This window comes from Pontibacter qinzhouensis (assembly GCF_008017455.1).
Taxonomy (GTDB): Bacteria; Bacteroidota; Bacteroidia; order Cytophagales; family Hymenobacteraceae; genus Pontibacter; species Pontibacter qinzhouensis.
Genome location: NZ_VRTY01000066.1, coordinates 14959 through 34858, shown reverse-complemented (window position 1 = coordinate 34858; position 19900 = coordinate 14959). Strand labels below are relative to the sequence as shown.

17 protein-coding genes are annotated in these 19900 nt (G+C 45.7%); 12 read left to right on the top strand and 5 right to left on the bottom strand.

Translation table 11 applies throughout. The annotated features are described in order from the left end of the window. Window positions 1–731: 731 nt before the first annotated feature. The 3 genes from FVR03_RS16265 (at window position 732) to FVR03_RS16255 (ending at window position 3714) form a co-directional block, all read left to right on the top strand. Window positions 732–890 carry a cytochrome P450 gene (locus FVR03_RS16265; RefSeq protein ID WP_222707250.1) on the top strand — a complete coding sequence of 53 codons (159 nt, stop codon included), beginning with the start codon at window positions 732–734 and terminating at the stop codon, window positions 888–890. 362 nt (window positions 891–1252) lie between these two features. After that, window positions 1253–2020 carry a metallophosphoesterase gene (locus FVR03_RS16260; RefSeq protein ID WP_147922820.1) on the top strand — a complete coding sequence of 256 codons (768 nt, stop codon included), beginning with the start codon at window positions 1253–1255 and terminating at the stop codon, window positions 2018–2020. A gap of 641 nt (window positions 2021–2661) precedes the next feature. After that, complete coding sequence (locus tag FVR03_RS16255; RefSeq protein WP_255474259.1) at window positions 2662–3714, top strand: N-acetylmuramoyl-L-alanine amidase family protein; 1053 nt, start codon at window positions 2662–2664, stop codon at window positions 3712–3714. Window positions 3715–3816: 102 nt separating this feature from the next. On the opposite strand, the gene FVR03_RS16250 is transcribed toward FVR03_RS16255, so the two are convergent. After that, window positions 3817–4515: a hypothetical protein gene (locus FVR03_RS16250; RefSeq protein ID WP_147922819.1), complete on the bottom strand. Its 699-nt coding sequence runs from the start codon at window positions 4513–4515 to the stop codon at window positions 3817–3819. Between the two features lie 537 nt (window positions 4516–5052). Further along, on the bottom strand, window positions 5053–6339 hold the full coding sequence (locus FVR03_RS16245; protein WP_147922818.1) for a PQQ-dependent sugar dehydrogenase: 1287 nt from the start codon (window positions 6337–6339) through the stop codon (window positions 5053–5055). A gap of 266 nt (window positions 6340–6605) precedes the next feature. On the opposite strand from FVR03_RS16245, the gene FVR03_RS16240 reads away from it, so the two are divergent. Then, a complete protein-coding gene (locus FVR03_RS16240) occupies window positions 6606–7277 on the top strand; it encodes a hypothetical protein (protein ID WP_147922817.1) in 672 nt (223 codons plus the stop codon). A gap of 142 nt (window positions 7278–7419) precedes the next feature. Here the strand turns inward: FVR03_RS16240 and FVR03_RS16235 are convergent, their stop codons facing one another. Further along, window positions 7420–8055, bottom strand: coding sequence for a transposase (locus tag FVR03_RS16235; protein WP_147922816.1), 636 nt, complete (start codon window positions 8053–8055; stop codon window positions 7420–7422). 248 nt (window positions 8056–8303) lie between these two features. On the opposite strand from FVR03_RS16235, the gene FVR03_RS16230 reads away from it, so the two are divergent. The 3 genes from FVR03_RS16230 to FVR03_RS16220 all read left to right on the top strand — a co-directional run bounded on the left by FVR03_RS16230 (window position 8304) and on the right by FVR03_RS16220 (window position 11483). Continuing rightward, the gene (locus FVR03_RS16230) at window positions 8304–8663 is read left to right on the top strand and encodes a bleomycin resistance protein (protein WP_147922815.1); all 360 of its coding nucleotides are present in this window, start codon (window positions 8304–8306) and stop codon (window positions 8661–8663) included. Window positions 8664–8871: 208 nt separating this feature from the next. After that, entirely contained in the window at window positions 8872–9951 is a 1080-nt protein-coding gene (gene dinB / locus FVR03_RS16225) for a DNA polymerase IV (RefSeq protein ID WP_439651051.1), read from the top strand. 458 nt (window positions 9952–10409) lie between these two features. After that, entirely contained in the window at window positions 10410–11483 is a 1074-nt protein-coding gene (locus tag FVR03_RS16220) for an alpha/beta hydrolase family protein (RefSeq protein WP_255474258.1), read from the top strand. 17 nt (window positions 11484–11500) lie between these two features. Here FVR03_RS16220 and FVR03_RS16215 read toward each other — a convergent pair whose 3' ends face one another. Further along, complete coding sequence (locus tag FVR03_RS16215) at window positions 11501–12547, bottom strand: acyltransferase family protein (protein ID WP_147922813.1); 1047 nt, start codon at window positions 12545–12547, stop codon at window positions 11501–11503. Window positions 12548–12972: 425 nt separating this feature from the next. Here FVR03_RS16215 and pyrG point away from each other — a divergent pair, with 425 nt between their 5' ends. From pyrG to FVR03_RS16190, 5 genes are all read left to right on the top strand, one after another. Continuing rightward, window positions 12973–14592, top strand: coding sequence for a CTP synthase (gene pyrG / locus FVR03_RS16210; protein ID WP_147922812.1), 1620 nt, complete (start codon window positions 12973–12975; stop codon window positions 14590–14592). Between the two features lie 34 nt (window positions 14593–14626). Beyond that, window positions 14627–16462 carry a membrane protein insertase YidC gene (yidC, locus tag FVR03_RS16205; protein ID WP_147922811.1) on the top strand — a complete coding sequence of 612 codons (1836 nt, stop codon included), beginning with the start codon at window positions 14627–14629 and terminating at the stop codon, window positions 16460–16462. A gap of 226 nt (window positions 16463–16688) precedes the next feature. After that, a complete protein-coding gene (locus tag FVR03_RS16200; protein WP_147922810.1) occupies window positions 16689–17270 on the top strand; it encodes a hypothetical protein in 582 nt (193 codons plus the stop codon). A gap of 78 nt (window positions 17271–17348) precedes the next feature. Then, window positions 17349–17978 carry a hypothetical protein gene (locus tag FVR03_RS16195; protein WP_147922809.1) on the top strand — a complete coding sequence of 210 codons (630 nt, stop codon included), beginning with the start codon at window positions 17349–17351 and terminating at the stop codon, window positions 17976–17978. A gap of 138 nt (window positions 17979–18116) precedes the next feature. Then, complete coding sequence (locus FVR03_RS16190) at window positions 18117–18926, top strand: SDR family oxidoreductase (RefSeq protein WP_147922808.1); 810 nt, start codon at window positions 18117–18119, stop codon at window positions 18924–18926. Between the two features lie 206 nt (window positions 18927–19132). Here FVR03_RS16190 and FVR03_RS16185 read toward each other — a convergent pair whose 3' ends face one another. After that, window positions 19133–19879, bottom strand: a complete 747-nt coding sequence (locus tag FVR03_RS16185; protein ID WP_147922807.1) for a DUF4184 family protein — start codon at window positions 19877–19879, stop codon at window positions 19133–19135. Window positions 19880–19900 lie beyond the last annotated feature (21 nt).

The window sequence follows — 19900 nt, the reverse complement described above, 5'->3', positions numbered from 1 at the left end:
TCTCCATAGTAACTGTGCTTAAGCTAAGTTAATAATTTTATAGCTTTGACACAGTTCCGTTTACAGTCTCTATTGTAGCTGAGGTTTTGCGTGTCTGCGCCTTTTGCGGCTGGTATGTGGGGCCACAAGCGAAGAAATTTAATCATAACTGTTTTTTTTCTTCTCCTGTTTCAGCGCCTTTTTTTCTTTTGTCGTTTTTGCAGGCTGCTTCTTTACCTCTTTTTTAGTGTCTTTAGACTTTGCCATGAGCTTTGCTGTATAAGTTTGAATAAATATAACGCATTTTAAGCTGGCAACAGCATGCTCTGTAGCAGATATTTTTCCTGGTTACCCCGCCCTCTTCTATTACCTGATCTATGTTGTTACCCTTGACATATAAAGCGGCATTTTACCTTTGGAAGGCCCTTTTCATTGGAATAATCTGGTTAAAGGCTTTGTACTAGCACCTGTTAAACCGTCGCTTTTGTGAAAGTAAGTATCAAAGCTGAAGAACTTGGAATACAGGATTTTAACTGAAGTATAGAATTGCATTTAATTACCTATTGACTTGTTACTTAAAACCCATTTAAAGGCATTTCGTAGTTTTTAATGATTAAAACAATTGCCCACCTGGCTCTTGCCATATCGCATCTGTACCAATTATCTCAAGCATTCCGAAAGAAAAAACCGTTGATAGTTCTGTTAGTTTATTGATGGAAGGTTTCCCTTTTATTCATAACAGAAGCAAACGCTTGTTACTAGAAGTGTACGGCACGCACCACGATCCGGAGCTTTGGGAGAACCCTGAGGAGTTCAGGCCGGAGCGCTTCAGAGATTGGAAAAGGATTCCGTTCGATTTTATTCCGCAAGGTGGAGGCGACCACCATACCGACCACCGCTGCGCCGGCTAGTGGATTACCATTGAAACAACAAAGCTGGTTACGCAATACCTGGCCAGCTACGTTACCTACGAAGTACCGGAGCAGGATCTGAGTTTCAGCCATACCAGAATGCCAACGTACCCCAACAGTGGCTTTATAATGAGAGTAACCAGAACAGGCATGGCTGCACCAGTTTACAAGGCTCCTGTTGCCCGCTGCCTGTATCATCATCAGGTGCAGAGGTAGCCATAGGAGCAGGATCTTCAGATAGTAAGCTCAACTTTCATCTTCAGGTAAATTTATTTAAGAATATCTAAACAAAATAGCTTAATATGTTGTGTAATTATCTTACATTCAGAAAGATATTACTAAGTTGATAATTTCCTTCCTGTATGAAACGATTTGTTACCTCAGATAGCCATGGTGGCTGTAAAGCATTGCAGCAGTGCCTGGACAGGGCTGGTTTTGACATGGAGCAAGATCAGCTCATTTTTTTGGGAGATGTAGTGGACGGATGGCCCGAAACAAAGGAAAGTATAGACCTGCTCCTGCAAATAAAAAACCTGGTGTACCTGCTTGGCAACCACGACCAGTGGGCACTCGATTATTACACCGGAAACTTGCTGACCAGAGAAAATGAGTTGGAGCTTTGGCTCCTGCAAGGTGGCACCTGCACCGTAAAATCGTATGGCATTGGCAAAACCATGCCAAAAGAGCACCTGCAACTACTGCAGCAAGCCCGGCCGTATTACGAAACAGACGATAACAGGCTATTCGTACATGCCGGCTTCGATACCACCAGACCCGTGGCAGAAACAGACAGCTACTACCTCATCTGGAATCGCGAATTTCTGACACGCTACTACACCATGCACCTGCAGCAGGAACCTGTTCATATAGAAGCCTACAAAGAAATATTTATTGGCCACACGCCCACCATCGCCCTAAACAAACAGCAACATACTCCTTTGCAGCTCGGCAACATAACGCTAATGGATACAGGTGCTGCTTTTACGGGTTGCCTCTCTATTATGGATATAGACTCGGGAAAAGTATGGCAATCGGAGCAGGTAATGACCTTGTACCCTGAGGCAGAAGGCAGAAATGGCATCAGCTACGAAAAACTCCAAAAAGGACTTCGGACCTTTGAATTGGAATAGAGCCAAATGCACTCTTACCTGCTGCTAATCTTGTGGTACCTTTCCGCTCAATCAATCAATTCAAATTTTCTAAAGAATTACTGTAGTAGTTCTTTGTTTGTGCCTGCTTATACCTTGCAACCTGAAAGCACAACAGTTTTTATACGCACATTTATTTACAAAACCTGCCTATAAACTGTGTACGGTTAGGTGCCTGACTGCTGATTTTCAGGTGAAGTAGGGCTGCAATTATTCAAATAAAACAAGCCTTCAGAAGGTTTTTCTATTGAAACTATTCAAGGGTATACTGTGCTTAAAAAGCAACTGTAAGTAGATTGAGAGAAATCATTAGTAGAGATATAAGAGACGGGAGGTAAACTATAAAAGTTTGCTTAATTAAAGGGAACACCAAAGAGTGCATTTATTAATTTTTAGTTGCCGTTCTTCTCAAATGAGATGAATACTGGACCATACAGGAGAGTTTTATGAGTGGCATGTCGTCCTGCAATAATATGTAACCTTCTGATTAAAAAGATTCTACGGGTTTTAAACTATATTTATTGTATTTATCCCTTCGGCTACTGCAGCTTTTTGCATAATTTTATCTTCCAGACCTGCCCGCTATGTTCTTTAAAAATGCGTCTGGTAAAAACACGTAAGCTTTGAAAAACATATTATTCCTACTTCTGTTCCTGAGTACCTCCATGTTTGCCACAGCGCAGCAGAATTATCAGAAAGTTGAAGCAAAGTCCGGTGATGGGATTTTTACCTTGCTACGGCGCCATGGTTTAAATTACTCGGAACACGCTGCACAGTTTCTGGAACTGAACCGCGAAAACCTTGGCAAAAACAACAGCCTCATTATCGGAAAAACTTACCTGCTTCCACTAAAAACAACTGAGACTGGTACAGCAGCAACCGAGGCCAACACTGCTAAAGCCGGCAGCACAGCCACAGCCTCTTCGGCTCGGGTATTAAATGTGCCGCTGTTCGGACCAAAACATGCCCGCGTGGAGGTAAAAGATCAGCAGCTAAGCGGAGCTGTTTTTTATGTGTCGGCAGGTCACGGTGGTCCAGATCCTGGCGCAATCGGGAAATATGGCTCCCACTCCTTAAGCGAAGATGAATATGCCTACGATGTCTCTATCCGGCTGGCCCGTGCCCTGATGGAGCATGGAGCAACTGTGTACATGATCACACAAGACCCTGATGATGGTATACGTGACGAGAGCATCCTGAAAATGGATCGTGATGAAGTGCATTACCCCAACAAACCTATTCCACTGAACCACAAGCAACGGCTCCGCGACCGTACTGATGTCGTGAATGGCCTGTATGGTAAACACAAAGGAGCTTACCAGCGCATGCTGGCCATCCATATCGATAGCCGCAGTAAGAGCCAGAAAATTGATGTTTTCTTTTACCACCACGAAAATAGCGCCGCTGGCAAAAAACTGGCAGAAACTATTCACCAGACCTTCACTTCTAAATACAAGCGTTACCAGCCAAACCGCGCTTACTCCGGCAGTGTATCCGAAAGAAGTACCCTATACGTGGTAAAAAACAGCTTGCCTCCTACTGTTTTTATTGAATTAGGTAATATCCGAAACGACCTCGATCAGCGCCGTTTTGTGATACCAAGTAACCGGCAGGCATTGGCTAACTGGATCTGCGAAGGTCTTTTAACAGATTATAACAGCAGTAAGGGCAAGTAAAAGGCAACAAAAACAATGGTCGCCGTTCTCCTCCTGCAGTTCCTGCTAAGGCTGGTGCAGGTTTTAGATCTGTTTATGATCTGGTTACCGGATAAATAAAATCTATTTTGTTAGGACTCCGGAGATGTTAAGGCTAATCTGGAGCATGTTGGTTTCAGATCGGGTGAAGAAGTAAACAGGATAGCCATCCTGCTGAACAGCCACATCCCGTTTTCTGACATAGGTGGTAAAAGGGCTTTGGAGGTAAGTTACCCGAATATCGGCAAATGAATTTTTTGAGTTGCTCTCCCAAAGCAACATGCCTGCTCCTATGCCGCAGCTAAATACGGTTGTCCGGTATTTGCCGAGAACGATGGCTTCATGGTCGTCTCGCATAAAATCGAAAATGTCTTCTTTTAATTTAGAGCGGGTATTAAATATAGTTATCCCAACTAACCCATCGATATAAGGTTTAAAGCGCATCGGTTTTTGAGGTTTAACACGTGCCACCAAATGCAGGGGAACAAGGCTATGGGAGGTTTTAATGATTGGGTAGACATTGCTGAAAGATGACCTGTTTTTATCAATTCCCTGGCTTAGGTAGCTCACCTGCACGCCAACCTCCAAGGGCGATGGGTAAGACCGTGGATTTAGAAGCAAGCCAAAAGTGCCTCCCAATGCATTTGCCTGAGGGTACGCCTGTCTGTATCCTCCAAGAGGTATAGCATACGATGCTCCCAGATAAGCTGTACCCACCGACTGAAGGGGTTCTTCCTCCTGTCCATAGGACTCTATACTGAGGGTGCATACTAACAGCAACAAACACCATAACCTGTGCATCGTACTTTCAATTCTATACCTGAAGAAATTTTTATCAATTTAAAAATTCACAAAAATTCAGCCAAAAATTAAACATGCAGGATATAAAATATTTTTATTCAAATTTAAAATCCTGGTGAAGGCTACAAGTAAGCAGGTCTCGATAAGAGCCTTGATCGACAGGCCATAATTATATGATTTACCCTTGCACTAAAACTGGTAGAATTGCTTTGGAAGGGCAGTTTCATTTGAATAATTTGTGTGGCGAAAAATTAATATAATACCATTTATCAGAACTTGATTGTTGTTTTCTACGAGCCTCAAAAGGTAGATTATAAAATTCTGTGTCTTAATACTGTGTCCTGCATTAGAAAGTAATACAAGTTCGAGTTCCGGGCAGTTATATTGCCAAATATTATGCAGACACAGCTAAAGAAAGGCTGCTTCACCAACTGGAGTACATTTTCAGCATAAAAAAAACACCACTGCCAGGTCCTGATTGGTTTGGCAATGGTGTTTAAAATATCTAGTTACAAGCTGTCACTTATTTGGACTCACGCGCCAAATAGTATTGGCTGCATCATCGGCTACAAGTAAAGAGCCATCAGGCAACACGGCAATTCCTACAGGTCTGCCATACACCTCATCGTTTCCGGCATCTGAGATAAAGCCTGTCAGGAAATCTTCCGTAGGGCCAGATGGTTTTCCGTTGGTGAATGGCACAAATACTACTTTGTAGCCAGAGAACTCGCTGCGGTTCCAGGAGCCATGCTGGCCAATAAAGGCGCCGTTGCGAAATTTTTCAGGGAAAGCGCTTCCGGTGTAAAAAGCCAGGCCCAGCGAAGAAGTATGCGAGCCAAGCGGAACTTCCGGCACCACGGTTCTTTGTACCAGATCAGGTCGTTTTCCTTTTAGGCGAGGGTCTTCGTTCGCTCCAAAATAGGCATAAGGCCACCCGTAAAAAGCTCCCGGCTGCACACTGGTCAGGTAGTCAGGCACGAGATCATCGCCAAGATAATCACGTTCGTTAACTGCAGTCCATAGCACGTTAGAACCGGGAGCCCAGGCGGTGCCAACCGGGTTGCGAAGGCCGCTGGCGTATACCCGCTCTCCTGTTCCATCGGGGTTTATTTCGAGAATATTTGCCCGGCGCTTCTCCTCTTCCATGCCGTATTCGCCTACATTGCTGGCAGAGCCCACCGAAATATAGATTTTAGAATTGTCGGGTTTGGCAAGCAGGTTGCGGGTCCAGTGGTGGTTGTAGCCGCCAGCCGGAAGTTCAACTATTTTTTCGCCCTGACCTGTGAGTTTGAGCTGGCCTGGCTTGTATGGGTATCGGTTTACACCATCGGTGTTGCCTACGTAGAAGTAGTTGTGCATCACGAGCATGCCGTAAGGCTGGTTCAGGCCAGACATGAAGGTTTCTTTTACATCTGGCAGGCCATCGTTGTTCGTGTCGCGTAAGAGTGTTATCTGGTTGGCACTTTTCTCTTCATCATCCGATTCCGCAACAAATATATCATTATTAGGGGCTACATAGATATTACGCGGGTGCTTCAGGCCATCCGCAAATTTAGTTACTGTAAATCCGTTTGGAGCTTTAGGGGTGCGGCAATCTTTCCAGCCAATAGCATCGCTTCGTTTTTCTGCTTCGTGGGTGGTGTCGGGTGCTGGCAAATTTACTTCCAGGCCGGCTGGTGTCTGCACAGTAGCCTCAGTTGTGGAGGTGCTTGCCTCCTGCTGCTCATTGTTCTGCTCCGAATTACAAGCTACCAATGCTAAAGCAAAAAAGCCTGCCACTGCAACTTTAGTAAAACCAATTTTCATAGGTACAATCGTGTGTCGTAGTTGTTTTTTCTGCTTGTCTATACGGAATGGCTTGCAGCTCGATGCCTGCATAAGCTTAATACATCGACTTTCAGAAGTTAGAAAAATTAACCTTACCCGGAAAAGGTCTTCTGCGGCCTGATTAACCTTGTTGCCTTTTTACTCTTCCAGAATCTTGTAAAGCGGAATTATATTGCAGGCTTTCAAAATTATAAAATAATGGGTATATTGTACAATATCTATAACTTCAGATTACTGACAACAATATGAAAACGCCCCTTCTACTGACAATGCTGTTCTTTACTTTACTTCTACCTGGTTGTAAAGACAAAGATGATGCGGCAGAAATGGTTGTAGTAAAGGGAAGAGTATACGATGATCTGTTACAGCAGCCAGTACAGAATATGTTGGTGTACATTTATGATGTAGCGTGTAAAAATTTTGCCTGCTCTTATAACCAGTTGCTTGACTCCACAAGAACCGATGCGCACGGATATTACCAACTGGCTCATAAACCAAAAAACAGCAATGGCTTGAATGTTGGCTGCTCAATACCAGACCGTATGTATGCTTTACCAAATGGTCAGACTTCGCAGCGGCCCATAAGTAAAGGCAGTAACAACGTTAACTTTATTATCCGGAAAACGTCTGTTATCAGAGCCCGTGTACTGGTAACGAATAACCTCTACCCACCTTTAAGTATAGGCGATTATATAGGATTTCATCTGGTTCGGGTGTACGGAGCAAATAACGATACAACGGTTTATTTGCGTGGTGTGGCAAATCAAGAAAACATCATTTCACTTCTTTCGGCGGCCCCTAACTTTTCTACCTATTACAGACGAAGGCTCGATTACCTGACGTATGGAGCTTATGCCGACACCTTTGATATTACGATAATAGCAGAGCCTGATAAATTCCCTATCACTTCTTATTAACGCGAGTTTTGAGTTGAAAAATTAAACAAGTACAATTTGGGTATTTTCCCCTTTTCTGCTCTGGGCAGGAACTTCGGCATGGAGGGGAAGCTATCCATAAAGGATTAAGCGATAAGTGCCCCCCAGAGGTTGATAAAGAAGTTCAAGGGACTTCTATGCCTGGTGTGGTCGATGTAGCAGTGCCCCTTGAGCAGGTTGAAAACCGACTCGATGAGTCCCCGGTGAGCTTGTCGAGGAACTGGGGGTTGTTGTCGGCCACGTTGCCCGAGGTGAGGCGGAAGACCACCAGCTGCCCCAGCTCATTGATCACCGCGTGCAGCTTGAGGCCGAAAAACCAGCCGGTGGAGGACTTGCCGCGCCTTGCCAGGCCCTGGAAGACCTTATGGGAGAATATGCGCTTGTTGTGGCAGACCACCAGCTTGGTGGCGTCCATGTAGTTGCCCCTGGTGGCCGCGGCCAGGCGGCAGGCGCAGAGGAAGACGAGCAGGGGCAGGTTGAGCCGCTGCATCAGGCTCACAAAGCGAGAGTAACTGTAGCAGGCGGGGAAGTAAGAGCGCAGCCCCCGCTGCACCTCCAGCTCATAGAAGTACTTGAAACAACGCAGGCCTGAGTGGTGGTAGAAGATGACGATCGCCATCATCTCCGACTCACTCATCAGCTGCGTGGCAGGCTCCATCTGGTAGCCCTGGGAGAGTTGGTGGGAGGTGAATTTGTTCATGAAATCATCGCAGGCAATGAAAATTTCCGTTAACTTGGTGGTACTCAAGACAGCTGTCATAGTAGTAGAGAATTTAAAATGTCCAACTTTAAATCTTACTGCTTTTGGCGCTGTCTTGTTTTTTATATGTTACTATCTGAATTACAATTCGTTAAACCCAAAACTCGCGATATTAAGATTTACAATCCGTTATATGCTTAGTTACTGCGACAGTTTATTATGTAATATTTAGCTTTTACTACTTATAGAACAATTTTAAAAGACTGAACCACAGTATTTTAGCTGCTATTGCTATTTCATTTAAAACTATGTTAACAGCCATCCATCCTAAACTGCCCATGCGCAACAAAGAAATGACAAAGCGCTATTACATAAATGGCTTAGGCTTTCAAGAATATGGGCAGGCAGCTTACAATGGGTATCTTATGCTTGAAAAAGATCAGTTACAGATTCATTTTTTTGAATTTAAAGAACTCAATCCTGCTGATAATTATGGGCAGCTTTACCTCAGGACAAACAACATAGAAACGCTGTATAACTTACTAATAAGCAAGGGAATAGAGATTCATCCGGCAGGTGCCTTACAACTTAAACCCTGGGGGCAGAAAGAGTTTTCGCTACTTGACCCGGATAATAACCTGCTCACTTTTGGCCAACCTGAATTTTAACTCGAACTCCCCGCCTATTTGTATTTGCTATACGGAGCCGGAAAACCGACAAGAGGCTTTTTATAAATGTTTCGAATGAAAACACCCTTCCAAAAGCAAAAAAGGCCAATTGGTTTCAAGGGTAAGAGGCTGTGTAGGGCAAGTGCTAAAAGAATGGTAAATTTGCGGTGCGTTTTTAGCTTATTTTCTGTAGCATTCAGTTCTTATTTTGAGTCAGCCTATCCGTAAAATCATACACATCGACATGGATGCCTTTTATGCATCGGTGGAGCAGCGCGATAACCCTGAGTTACGGGGCAAACCAGTGGCAGTGGGTGGTTCTAAGGCTCGTGGTGTGGTGGCAGCGGCTAGCTACGAGGCCCGTAAATTCGGCGTTTTCTCGGCCATGGCCTCCAGGATCGCCATTCAGAAGTGCCCGCAGCTAATTTTTGTGAAACCTCGTTTTGACGTGTACAGCTCGGTTTCGAGGCAGATTCGCGAAATATTTCACGCCTACACCGACCTGGTGGAGCCGCTCTCGCTCGATGAAGCCTATCTCGATGTTACCGAAAACAAAGTCGCCATGCCATCGGCCAGCATAATTGCTCACCAGATAAAAGCACGCATTCTGGAAGAGACGAACTTAACCGCCTCGGCTGGCGTGTCGTTCAATAAGTTTCTGGCAAAAATAGCCTCCGACATGAACAAGCCAAATGGCTTTACACTTATTACCCCCGATAAGGCAGAGGCATTGGTGGCAGGCCTGGGGATCGAGAAGTTTCATGGCATAGGGAAGGTAACAGCAGCTAAAATGCAGGCAATGGGCATAGCCACCGGAGCCGATCTCCGGGAGCGCTCTGAGCAGGAGCTGGTGCAGCGTTTTGGCAAAGTGGGCCGCTACTATTTCCGGATTGCCAGAGCCCAGGACGAGCGCCTGGTGCAGCCGCATCGTGTCAGGAAGTCCATTGGGTCGGAACGAACCTTCGATGCCGATATTTCGGAGGAGGAGGAGATGCTGGAGCGACTGCAGTTTCTGGCGCAGGAAGTGGCCCAGGACATGCAGCGCCTGCAGGCAACGGCCAAAACCGTAACACTAAAACTAAAATACTTTGATTTTACGCTCCAGACCCGAAGCAAAACGCTGCTGCACTACCTGAGTAGCTCCGACGCGCTCTTTACGGTTGCCCGCGATCTGCTCCGGAACCCCATGCTGCCAGCCTATCCGGTCAGGTTGCTCGGCATATCGGTATCGAACCTGCTTTACCAGCACGACCTGCAGGCCAATTATCAGCTTACCTTCGATTTTTAACTAAAACGGCTAAATTACCCTTGGCTAGTTTGGAGCTAAAAAGTGTTTGGAGGCCAAAAACATTAGCATAATTAGTCTGGAGGAATAGAAATAGAAATGCTGCTCAGCCATTCTCAGGTAAAAGTTGGTATTAATGGTTGCTATACGACTTCTTCAAGCTCCTGCATTTTAATTCTAAATTTTAATTTAATTAAGTTTCATATTTATTATTTTGGCAGGTTGCTTATAAACTTTTGAGACCTTGGAGCGTTAGACTGTTGTACTTACATAGATTATGAACCAGGTAGTGCGACTGCAAGCGATCAGAGGATAAAATCTGCGGAAACACCGGCACGCTAAATAGCGCACCTCCCCTGCCCGTTACCGTTCTTCCTGATGCATGCAGCGAGGCAGCAAAACGTGTACGGCAAAGGCAATGGCTTAAAATCTATGTAACTACTATCACGATATAAACTACTATGGAAATTCTGTTTCGCCGTGTGCTTTTGGTGCTGATTTGCTCTTACATGGTTTCTTGTTCCGGAGAAAAAAAAGGTACTGTTGCAGAAGTACCCAAAGAACCACCAAAATTTTCAGAACGCGGCTACACCACCTCCAAAGCATATCCGGCCACCTTTGCAGAAGAAAACTTCGATGCCTGGAAGAGGGAAATTCCTCAGATAGAAAAGGTTTCTATTACCTCTTCAGCAGATGGCAAAAAAGAGCCTGCGCTGTTTTACAACTCAGGCACTGAAACGCCAAAACCGCTGCTGGTAATGCTGCACAGCTGGAGCAGTGAGTACCTGCAGGAAGTAAGCATACCCTACGCCGAGTGGTGCAAAGAAAGAGACTGGGCTTTTATTCACCCCAATTTCAGGGGCACCTTCGAAAAGCCCGAAGCCACTGCTTCTGACCTGGCCATACAGGATATTGTGGATGCCGTTAATTTTGCTAAAAACAATGCCGCCATAGATCCCAGCCGCGTGTACCTGGTCGGCTCCTCCGGCGGCGCCATGACGGCGCTGGTCGTAGCCAGCAGGCATCCGGAAATCTGGGCAGGTGTTGTGGCCTGGGTACCGATTCTGGATCTCACTGATTGGTATAAATTTAACCTCTATTATCCGGACCGGAAGTATAACAGACAGGTAGAAGCCTCTTTAGGCGGTGTGCCGGAGCCCGATACGCCTGCTTTTGCAGAAGGCAAGCGACGTAGCCCCATCACCTACCTTCTAAACGCAAGAGACATACCTGTTTTTCTGGCCCACGGCATGCAGGATGTGCTGGTGCCGGCAAGTCACTCCATGCGGGCATTCAACATACTAGCCGCTCCTGCCGATACCCTCTCGCAGGAGCATATGAAGTATATTGATCAGAAAAAAGAATTACCTGAAGACCTGGAGGGAACGACAGAAGACCCTTATTTTTCTCCTACCGATCCGGCTGTAATGTTTAGCAGAGAATCGGCAAATGTGAAGCTGGTGCTGTTTGAAGGGGTACACGACATGGCTTATAACCCGACACTGCTCTGGCTGAATGAGCAGAAACGCCGGTAGCAGTTTTTCTATTATGTCTAGTGCTTCCTGCTATCGGGCCTACCTTGCAACAGTTTGCTTTCTAGAAGGAAAAAAACGTATCCGGCAGGAAGGCAAATTGCTAAGGCCAATGCAAAGGAGTACTCCTGCGCCACCAGACCAAAATAAACAATCTGAATAAGAAAGATGTGGTAAGAGGCTTTTCCTATTCTGGCTAACAAACTTAAAACCCAGTTTTCTGACCAATTCGGCAAAAACCTGAAAAGCAGCAAGACCAACAAGGCAGCATATCCAAAAGATAACACGAACTGCGTCTGCCACTCCTGCCGCACCACATCAAAATCGGATATGTTGTACAATATCTGGTAAAGAAAGACAGCGCTGGCCAGGGCAAGTAACAGCAACGGCAGCAACCGCTTTTTCTGTAGCGGCAACACAACTACCTCCGATAAGACAAGCCCGAAAGCAATAGCCGAAAAGTAACGCGGAAAGGCCGCACTGTACAGGTAAGTCTGTTCTACACTAAAAGTAAAAGGGGCAAACCAGAGTAAGAATACTACCTCTAGTACAATCAGAACCACAATAGTGGCTCCGGGCAGGCGCTGGTAGTAGTGCCCGATAAACGGCAGCAGCACCAGCGACTGCAGCACCAGCGTTATAAAATAATTGCCACGGCCTGTAACAGGTAAAAGCCCCAGAAAGCTCAGCCATTTAAACTGAATTTTATCTTCGCCTGTAAAATAATGCCAGACTCCTCCCGCTGCCAGGGCTACTCCATAGAGCACCAGCACCGGCACCACAATTCTTTTTACTTTTTTCCGGAAACCTTTCGAGTTATATATTGCTGCCAGCGAGGTCTGACTACCTACTGGTGAGAGGCCAAGGTTTAAGCCCATCAGAATCATAAACAACGGAACCGCCTGCCAGATATGGAAAATGGCAAAAGATGAGAGTAGCTCCTCGTAGGTAAAGGCATGCAATAAAATAACAGCCACAGTGGCCAGTCCTTTAATAACGTCGATCTGCTGGTACCGAACTTTTTTATGTTGCCTGTTTAGCGCTTGTAAAGGTGTGGCCGATCTCATAAAACTAATCGCTTTAGAAACCTTTGATTATTTACAGCCTTAAGAATCCTTTTACGCATCAACTCTTCTCTTCTTAATAACACTTTTTTACATACTCGTTGCCGCTCCAATTGGTTGATCAGGAACAGCGCCAAAAACTTAAACTACGAAGCACCTTGGTTGCTTACCCTTTTTAACTTATGTAGAGCGACTCGGCTACTATTTAGCAATGTCTATTAAGTTATAAAAACCTGGGGCGGTGGCTTACGCACCCACGGTTTTGTAACTAACAGCGCAAGATTAACGAACAATTGGCTTAAATACTTAAATTTTCGGCTTGAATCTTAATTTTAATATACCTATGCAACCAGCGAAGTGTAAAGCTTAATGGCAGGATAATAAAATAATTATAGTACCTTTGCAGTCCATAAGACTTACCCTAACTTATGGCTTCTACAACTAAGTATGTTTTCGTTACCGGCGGTGTTACCTCCTCTCTTGGCAAAGGTATTATCTCCGCCTCTCTTGCCAAACTTTTACAGGCAAGAGGCTACTCCGTCACCATTCAGAAATTCGACCCGTACATCAACATCGACCCAGGCACTATGAACCCCTATGAGCACGGGGAGTGCTATGTAACCGAAGACGGGGCTGAAACCGACCTTGACCTGGGGCATTACGAACGTTTCCTGAACGTGCCTACCTCCCAGTCGAACAACGTTACAACCGGCAGAATTTACAATCACGTTATTACGCAGGAGCGCCAGGGAGCCTTCTTAGGTAAAACAGTGCAGGTAATTCCGCATATAACTGATGAGATTAAACGCAGAATGCTGCTACTGGGGCAAACAGGTGAGTACGACATTGTTATCACCGAAATCGGGGGCTGCATTGGTGACATAGAGTCGCTGCCGTTTGTGGAGGCCGTAAGGCAGCTGCGCTGGGAGCTTGGCACGCACGAGTCGGTGGTGATTCATTTAACGCTTGTTCCATACCTGAAAGCTGCCGGTGAGCTAAAAACAAAACCGACGCAACATTCTGTTAAAGCACTCTCAGAAGCCGGAGTGCAACCCGATATTCTGGTTTGCCGCTCCGAATACGCTATTCCGGCAGAGATGCGCAAAAAAATTGCCTTGTTCTGTAACGTAAAAGTTAACTCGGTTATAGAGTCGCTCGATGCAGAGTCTATTTATGATGTGCCGCTGCTGATGCGCAAAGAGAAGCTGGATGAGCGCGTAATAAATAAGCTGAAACTCAACAAGAACATAGACCCTGAACTCGATAGCTGGAAAGAGTTTCTAGGACGCCTGAAAAACCCTACGGCAGAAGTGAACATTGCCCTTGTTGGGAAATATGTGGAGCTGCCCGATGCTTATAAGTCGATTATAGAAGCCTTTATTCATGCCGGTGCCCAGAACGAGTGCAAAGTAACTGTAAAATGGATTCAGTCGGAGCATATAAACGAGGAGAACGTGGGCACCATGCTGCAGCACATGAACGGTGTACTGGTGGCACCTGGCTTTGGCGAGCGGGGCTTTCATGGTAAAATCGAGACTATAAAATACGTGCGCGAAAACAATATTCCGTTTCTGGGTATTTGCCTGGGCATGCAGTGTGCCGCCGTTGAGTTTGCCCGTAATGTGCTCGGTCTGGCAGGTGCTGCCTCTACCGAAATGGATGCCAGCACGCCTCACCCGATCATAGACATGATGGCGGAGCAGAAAGAAATTACGCAAAAAGGTGGAACCATGCGCTTAGGTGCTTATACTTGTGAACTAAAAAAGGGATCTAAAGCTTATTCTATTTATGGTAAGTCGAAGATTTCTGAGCGCCACAGACACCGTTATGAGTTCAATAACAGCTATTTACCTCAGTTTCAGGAAGCCGGCATGGTAGCCTCTGGCACAAATCCTGAAACCGGACTGGTAGAAATTTTCGAGTTGCAGAACCACCCCTGGTTTGTGGCGGCCCAATTCCACCCCGAACTTAAGAGTACCGTGCTAACGCCGCACCCTCTCTTCGTTAAATTTATTAAGGCAGCCATGAACTATGCCAAATCTAATTAAGCAAATAAACCACACACATTTCAATAAGTATTAAATGGATAGAAATCAAGCTATTGGCTTTGCCCTGATTGCCGTATTGCTGCTGGCTTACTCCTTCTTTTTCTCCGGACCGAAGGATGAGGCCGCCAAACAGCAGCAAACAACAGAGCAGGTTGCCAATGTAGACACACAAAGTACTGCTCCCGCAGTGGTAGAGAACGATTCGCTGGCACAAGCACGCAGAGCATCGGCCATGGGCGCATTTGGTGCTGCCGCAACAGGAGAAGAGGCCACCTCGACCCTCGAAAACCAATATGTGCGCGTTTCCTTTAATACCAAAGGCGGGCAGGTAAACGAGGTGCTCCTGAAAGATTATAAAACCTACCAGGGCGATCCGCTTATCTTGTTTGACAAGGAAAGCAGCCAGACCGATGTGCAGTTCAACACCAACGATGGCAAGACTATTAAAATCTCCGACCTGTTTTTTACGCCAACAGATGTTGTTAGCGGTTCTCTGAATGAGGTTGCAACCCAGACCATTACCTTTAGAGCGCAACTAGCCGAAGGCCAGTATATAGATCAGGTTTACACGCTCTTCGACAATAGCTTTCAGTTAGGGTATAAATTAGATTTTAAAGGTCTTAACAGTGTGGTTAGCGGCAACACCATGACTTTTACCTGGAGCGACCAACTAAAGCAACTGGAGCGTGATATAAAACAGAACCGCGCCAAATCCACGATCAATTTCTATACTGTGGACGGCGGTTTCGATTACCTTTCTATAGGAGAAGGCACAGAAACGGAAGTGGCCGACGAGCCGGTGAAATGGGTTGCCAATAAACAGAACTTCTTTACTGCCGGCATTATAGCTACTAACTCGTTTGCAGGTGCCCGCATGGAAGCTGTAACCAACCCCAACGACACCGTGGTTGTAAAATTGCTTACCACCCAGATCTTTATTCCGACGCAGGATGTGCTGACAGGTAAAGGTGACTTTATGTTCTACTTCGGCCCGAACGATTACAAGATTCTGAAGCACATGGCCGACGATTTTGATAAGAACCTCGATCTGGGCTGGGGAATTTTCTCTTACGTGAACAAATGGCTCATTATTCCAGCCTTCGATTTCCTGGAGAATTATATTGCCAGTTATGGTATCATCATAATTCTGCTGGTGCTCTACATTAAAACTATTCTGTTCCCGCTCACCTACAAGTCTTACCTCTCTATGGCGAAGATGAAGGTGCTGAAGCCGGAGATAGATGCCATAAAAGAGCGTAACGATGGCGACATGCAGAAAACGCAGATGGAGACCATGAAGCTCTACCAGGAGATGGGCGTGAACCCGATGAGCGGCTGCGTACCGATGCTCCTGCAGATCCCGATCCTGTTCGCGATGTTCAACTTTTTCCCGAACTCCATTGAACTGCGGCAAGAGCCATTCCTGTGGGCGCATGACCTCTCTACCTACGATGTGTTTGCCAGACTTCCTTTCACCATTCCGTTTTATGGTAACCACGTAAGTATGTTTACGCTTCTGATGACGGCCTCTACCATTCTTTACACCTGGTCAAACAACCAGATGAACACGATGCAGGGACCAATGAAGTTCTACAGCTACCTGATGCCGGTTATTTTCATGTTCGTGCTGAACTCGTTCCCGGCAGGTCTTAGCTTCTATTACTTTGTTTCTAACATTGTTACGTTTGGCCAGCAGGCGGTTATTCGTAAGTTTGTTGACGACAAAAAAGTAAGAGCCAAACTGGAGATCAACAAAGAGAAAAATAAAGATAAAAAAGGCGGTACTTCGTTTGCCCAGCGTATGCAGGATGCCATGCGTGTAGCCGCAGAAAAAGAAGCCGAAAAGAAAAATAAGAAAACAAAAAAATAGGTAGTACCTGTTTTTGATCCTAAAAAGCCTCTCCTGTTCCGGGAGAGGCTTTTTTTATGCACCTGGCTGAAGTTCATTTCATATCTCCCAACTAGGTAGTACATAAACAGTTTCCACTACGGCTGCCAGCGAGGCATCATTCTTAAGGTGTAGGAACACAACGTATGGCCTCATGCCACAAAGCCGCTTCTGCCTCGTATGAACAACATAACACTTGCCAACAACTATGAAAACAATACAATTTTACGCGATGCTACTTATTACAGCAATGGGCTGCCAATCTGGTGGAGGTGATGAGAAATCGCTGGCCGGTACACACCCGAAGCTGGAGGAGCAACTTAAAACTAAAACTGTAGAAACCCCGATCTCTTCAAACGAGAACCCGGAGCTTTACCAGCGGTACCAGCTCTCTTTTACTGGCACCGACTCTGCTGCCCGTTCTTTTCGTGTAGAGGAGATGTATGAGGGGAAGTTAACCTCACCCGACTTTTCTGCCCATAACCACCTGCAGCAGCACAAGGCTGCTATTCAACAAGGCCTTAAAGCCGGAATAAACTTCGCGGGGCGCTACACAGTGGTAACCGTGGCTTGTGGCACAAACTGCCAGGAGCACTATATCGTTAACCGGGAAACCGGGCAGGTGCTCGATAAGGTGCAAAGTGGCCTGGGTGCAGGGTTCAGTGCCGATAGCAGGTTATTTATCTTAAATCCGCCTGACTCTACTATAAACTACAACGCCTGCGACCTGTGCGCCCCGAAGACCTTTGTTCTGGAAGATGGTCAGCTGAAAGAAACCGGGATAAAGTAAAGTTTTAACATAAGACCTGAATGCGCGTAAAGATGTTTACACAAAACCAGCTTAATCGGCTGCTAACCACAAGAAATCATGGGATTAAAAGATTTTTTTGATAAAGCCAAAAAAGAGATAAAGGTACTGCAGGGCGAAGAAACAAAAGACAAGGTTTTCAGCAACGAGCAGGATTTTCCAGATGAGGCAAGCGCTAAGGAAGCCTTTGAGCGCGCCAAGAAGAAACTATTCGATGTGAACCTCTGGACGGACCTGGAAGGCATTAATTCGACTTTTGAGCTATACGACCCTCGTGGCCGAAAAACGACGGAGCCACAGCCACAGGTAGGGTATTTTGTTCGAATTATTTTGCCAGGAACAGAACTGGAGAATTGGGTAGATGTGTCGAGTGTGAAGGAAGAAGAGAACATGGCTGAGTTTACAGTTCACCCCTCCGAGAAACCGCAAACACTTACAGATAACGACGAAGTAACGGAGCACTTCTTTACCGATGAAGCCAGTAGCACTTTCCGGGTTGTGCTGGAAGGTAAAACCTTGCGAGCATACGAAATAGGCAAAAACGAGCGCATCAATAACCAGGGCGAAGAAGCAGGCGACAGAAAAATAATGAACACCATGATTGCAGAAGGCGGTTGGGCCGGGTTTCAGGACCTGCAGTGGGAAAAGCTGACACGCTACCTGGTGCACCTGGAAGAAGCCGACCATTAACCCTTGGCAACAAAACCTCTAAATACCTTCTGAAGGCGAATTTCATGAGAATAATTTGCTTCAGAAAAAGCAATTGCTGGAGCAGGTACAAGGTGCTTTAGCTGAAACAGCATATTCTACACCAACTAAAATAAAACTATGAGTTCAAAAAAAGAAAAGCGGCTGCAGGGGCAGGTGGCACTGGTTACCGGTTCCAGTTCTGGTATCGGGCAAGGCATTGCCATCTCTTTAGCCCAGGATGGCGCAAAGGTAGTCATCAATTATCATTCAGATGAAGATGGAGCCAAAGACACGCTGCAGCAAATTGAGAAAGACGGAGGCGAAGCCATTATCGTGAAGGCAGATGTCTCAGACGAAAAAGAAGTAACCCAACTCTTCGACAAAGCCATGCAAAAGTTCGGCAGGTTAGACATTCTGATAAACAATGCGGGTATCCAGGACGATGCCAGCTTACTGGAGATGACGATGGATCAGTGGCAGAAAGTAATCGGAATTAACTTAACAGGTCCATTTTTATGTGCACGAGCAGCTGCCAAAGTCTTTGTGGAGCAGGGTGTACAGGAAAAAATTTCTAAGGCAGCCGGAAAAATAATTTACATCAGTTCAGTACACGACATTATTCCGTGGAGTGGCCGTGTTAATTACACCACCTCTAAAGGCGGCGTCATGATGATGATGAAAACACTTGCTCAGGAACTTGCCTCTCACAAAATAAGAGTAAACAGTATTTCGCCGGGTGCCATTAAAACAGACATCAATAAGCAGGATTGGGACTCTAAAGAAGGTGAAAAAAAGATGCTGGCCCAAATTCCGTATGGCCGCATAGGAGAACCTGAAGACATAGCAAAAGTTGCCTCTTGGCTTGCAACTGACGAGGCCGACTATGTAACAGGAGCCACCATTTATGTAGATGGCGGCATGGTACTCTACCCTTCTTTTAACGAGTAGAAAGAGTAACCTGAGTTAACTTTAAAAACCGGTTCTGTACGCCATTTGGCTAAAGGCCGGTTTTTCTGTTTCTGATGTATCTGTGCCGGCTCCTGGCGTTTTAAAACTTGAATTTTTCTAATGAAAATGGTCTTCCAAAGAAAATTTGCCTAAAAGCATCCAAGGGTAATTTATTTCTATGGAGGGTTCTGTTTTGTTTAAAGCCATTAAAGAACAGGTGTGGTCTTGTTAGCATACCTGAAGTAGACGGAGGTAAGGAGAAGGCCAATTAATAATGCTGAGATAGCATTCACCACCACATTCGAAAGGTAATGCGACGTAAACTCCTGCTGCATGCCAATTACAAAAACCGGTGCAGCGAGTATTACGAGCATGACCCAGTAGGTAGCTTTATTTTTCTTCGGAAACTGATCGTGTTGTACCGGAAGCAGAAAAACTGATACAACCATAACCACCGCTCCCAGTACCGAAAAGCCTAACTGTAGCAGGTAGTACAGCGGCGAAGTGAAAGAAGCCAGTTCAACTGGAGTCTGAAGAAAAGGCAGCAGCTTCACAAACAAACCATTCTTATGCGTGAAACCATCCCACAGAATATGCAGGCAAGCACCAACCAGCACGGAAAGTATGACAGCCAGGAAATTTTTCCTGCAATAGGCTATCCAATTAAAATTTTTAAAACTGTTGAAGCGAAGCCTCAGGAACGAAGGCAGGTGCGTAATAAGCACGTCGCGGATGAGCAGGTGGTACAGGCAAGCCAGCAGAAACGCAAGCGGCAGGTTAAACCAGAAAACACCGGACAAGGTGTGGCTAAACGATGTCTCCGCTTTCATTTTCAGAAACATCTCAAAATCTGGCACTATACTTCCTGCAATCAGCCCCGTCATAGAACGCCATGGTTTGGGCAAGGCGTGCAACGGAAATACTATAGCCGGATGTGAGAAGGTAAAAGGCATTACAGGAAAGCTACTTCATCA

Excerpts from the sequence above, each read along its gene's own strand:
- FVR03_RS16260 (WP_147922820.1), top strand. The coding sequence starts at position 1,253 with ATGAAACGATTTGTTACCTCAGATAGCCATGGTGGCTGTAAAGCATTG.
- FVR03_RS16245 (WP_147922818.1), bottom strand. The coding sequence starts at position 6,339 with ATGAAAATTGGTTTTACTAAAGTTGCAGTGGCAGGCTTTTTTGCTTTA.
- FVR03_RS16240 (WP_147922817.1), top strand. The coding sequence starts at position 6,606 with ATGAAAACGCCCCTTCTACTGACAATGCTGTTCTTTACTTTACTTCTA.
- FVR03_RS16235 (WP_147922816.1), bottom strand. The coding sequence starts at position 8,055 with ATGACAGCTGTCTTGAGTACCACCAAGTTAACGGAAATTTTCATTGCC.
- FVR03_RS16230 (WP_147922815.1), top strand. The coding sequence starts at position 8,304 with ATGTTAACAGCCATCCATCCTAAACTGCCCATGCGCAACAAAGAAATG.
- FVR03_RS16220 (WP_255474258.1), top strand. The coding sequence starts at position 10,410 with ATGGAAATTCTGTTTCGCCGTGTGCTTTTGGTGCTGATTTGCTCTTAC.
- FVR03_RS16215 (WP_147922813.1), bottom strand. The coding sequence starts at position 12,547 with ATGAGATCGGCCACACCTTTACAAGCGCTAAACAGGCAACATAAAAAA.
- pyrG (WP_147922812.1), top strand. The coding sequence starts at position 12,973 with ATGGCTTCTACAACTAAGTATGTTTTCGTTACCGGCGGTGTTACCTCC.
- yidC (WP_147922811.1), top strand. The coding sequence starts at position 14,627 with ATGGATAGAAATCAAGCTATTGGCTTTGCCCTGATTGCCGTATTGCTG.
- FVR03_RS16200 (WP_147922810.1), top strand. The coding sequence starts at position 16,689 with ATGAAAACAATACAATTTTACGCGATGCTACTTATTACAGCAATGGGC.
- FVR03_RS16195 (WP_147922809.1), top strand. The coding sequence starts at position 17,349 with ATGGGATTAAAAGATTTTTTTGATAAAGCCAAAAAAGAGATAAAGGTA.
- FVR03_RS16190 (WP_147922808.1), top strand. The coding sequence starts at position 18,117 with ATGAGTTCAAAAAAAGAAAAGCGGCTGCAGGGGCAGGTGGCACTGGTT.
- FVR03_RS16185 (WP_147922807.1), bottom strand. The coding sequence starts at position 19,879 with ATGCCTTTTACCTTCTCACATCCGGCTATAGTATTTCCGTTGCACGCC.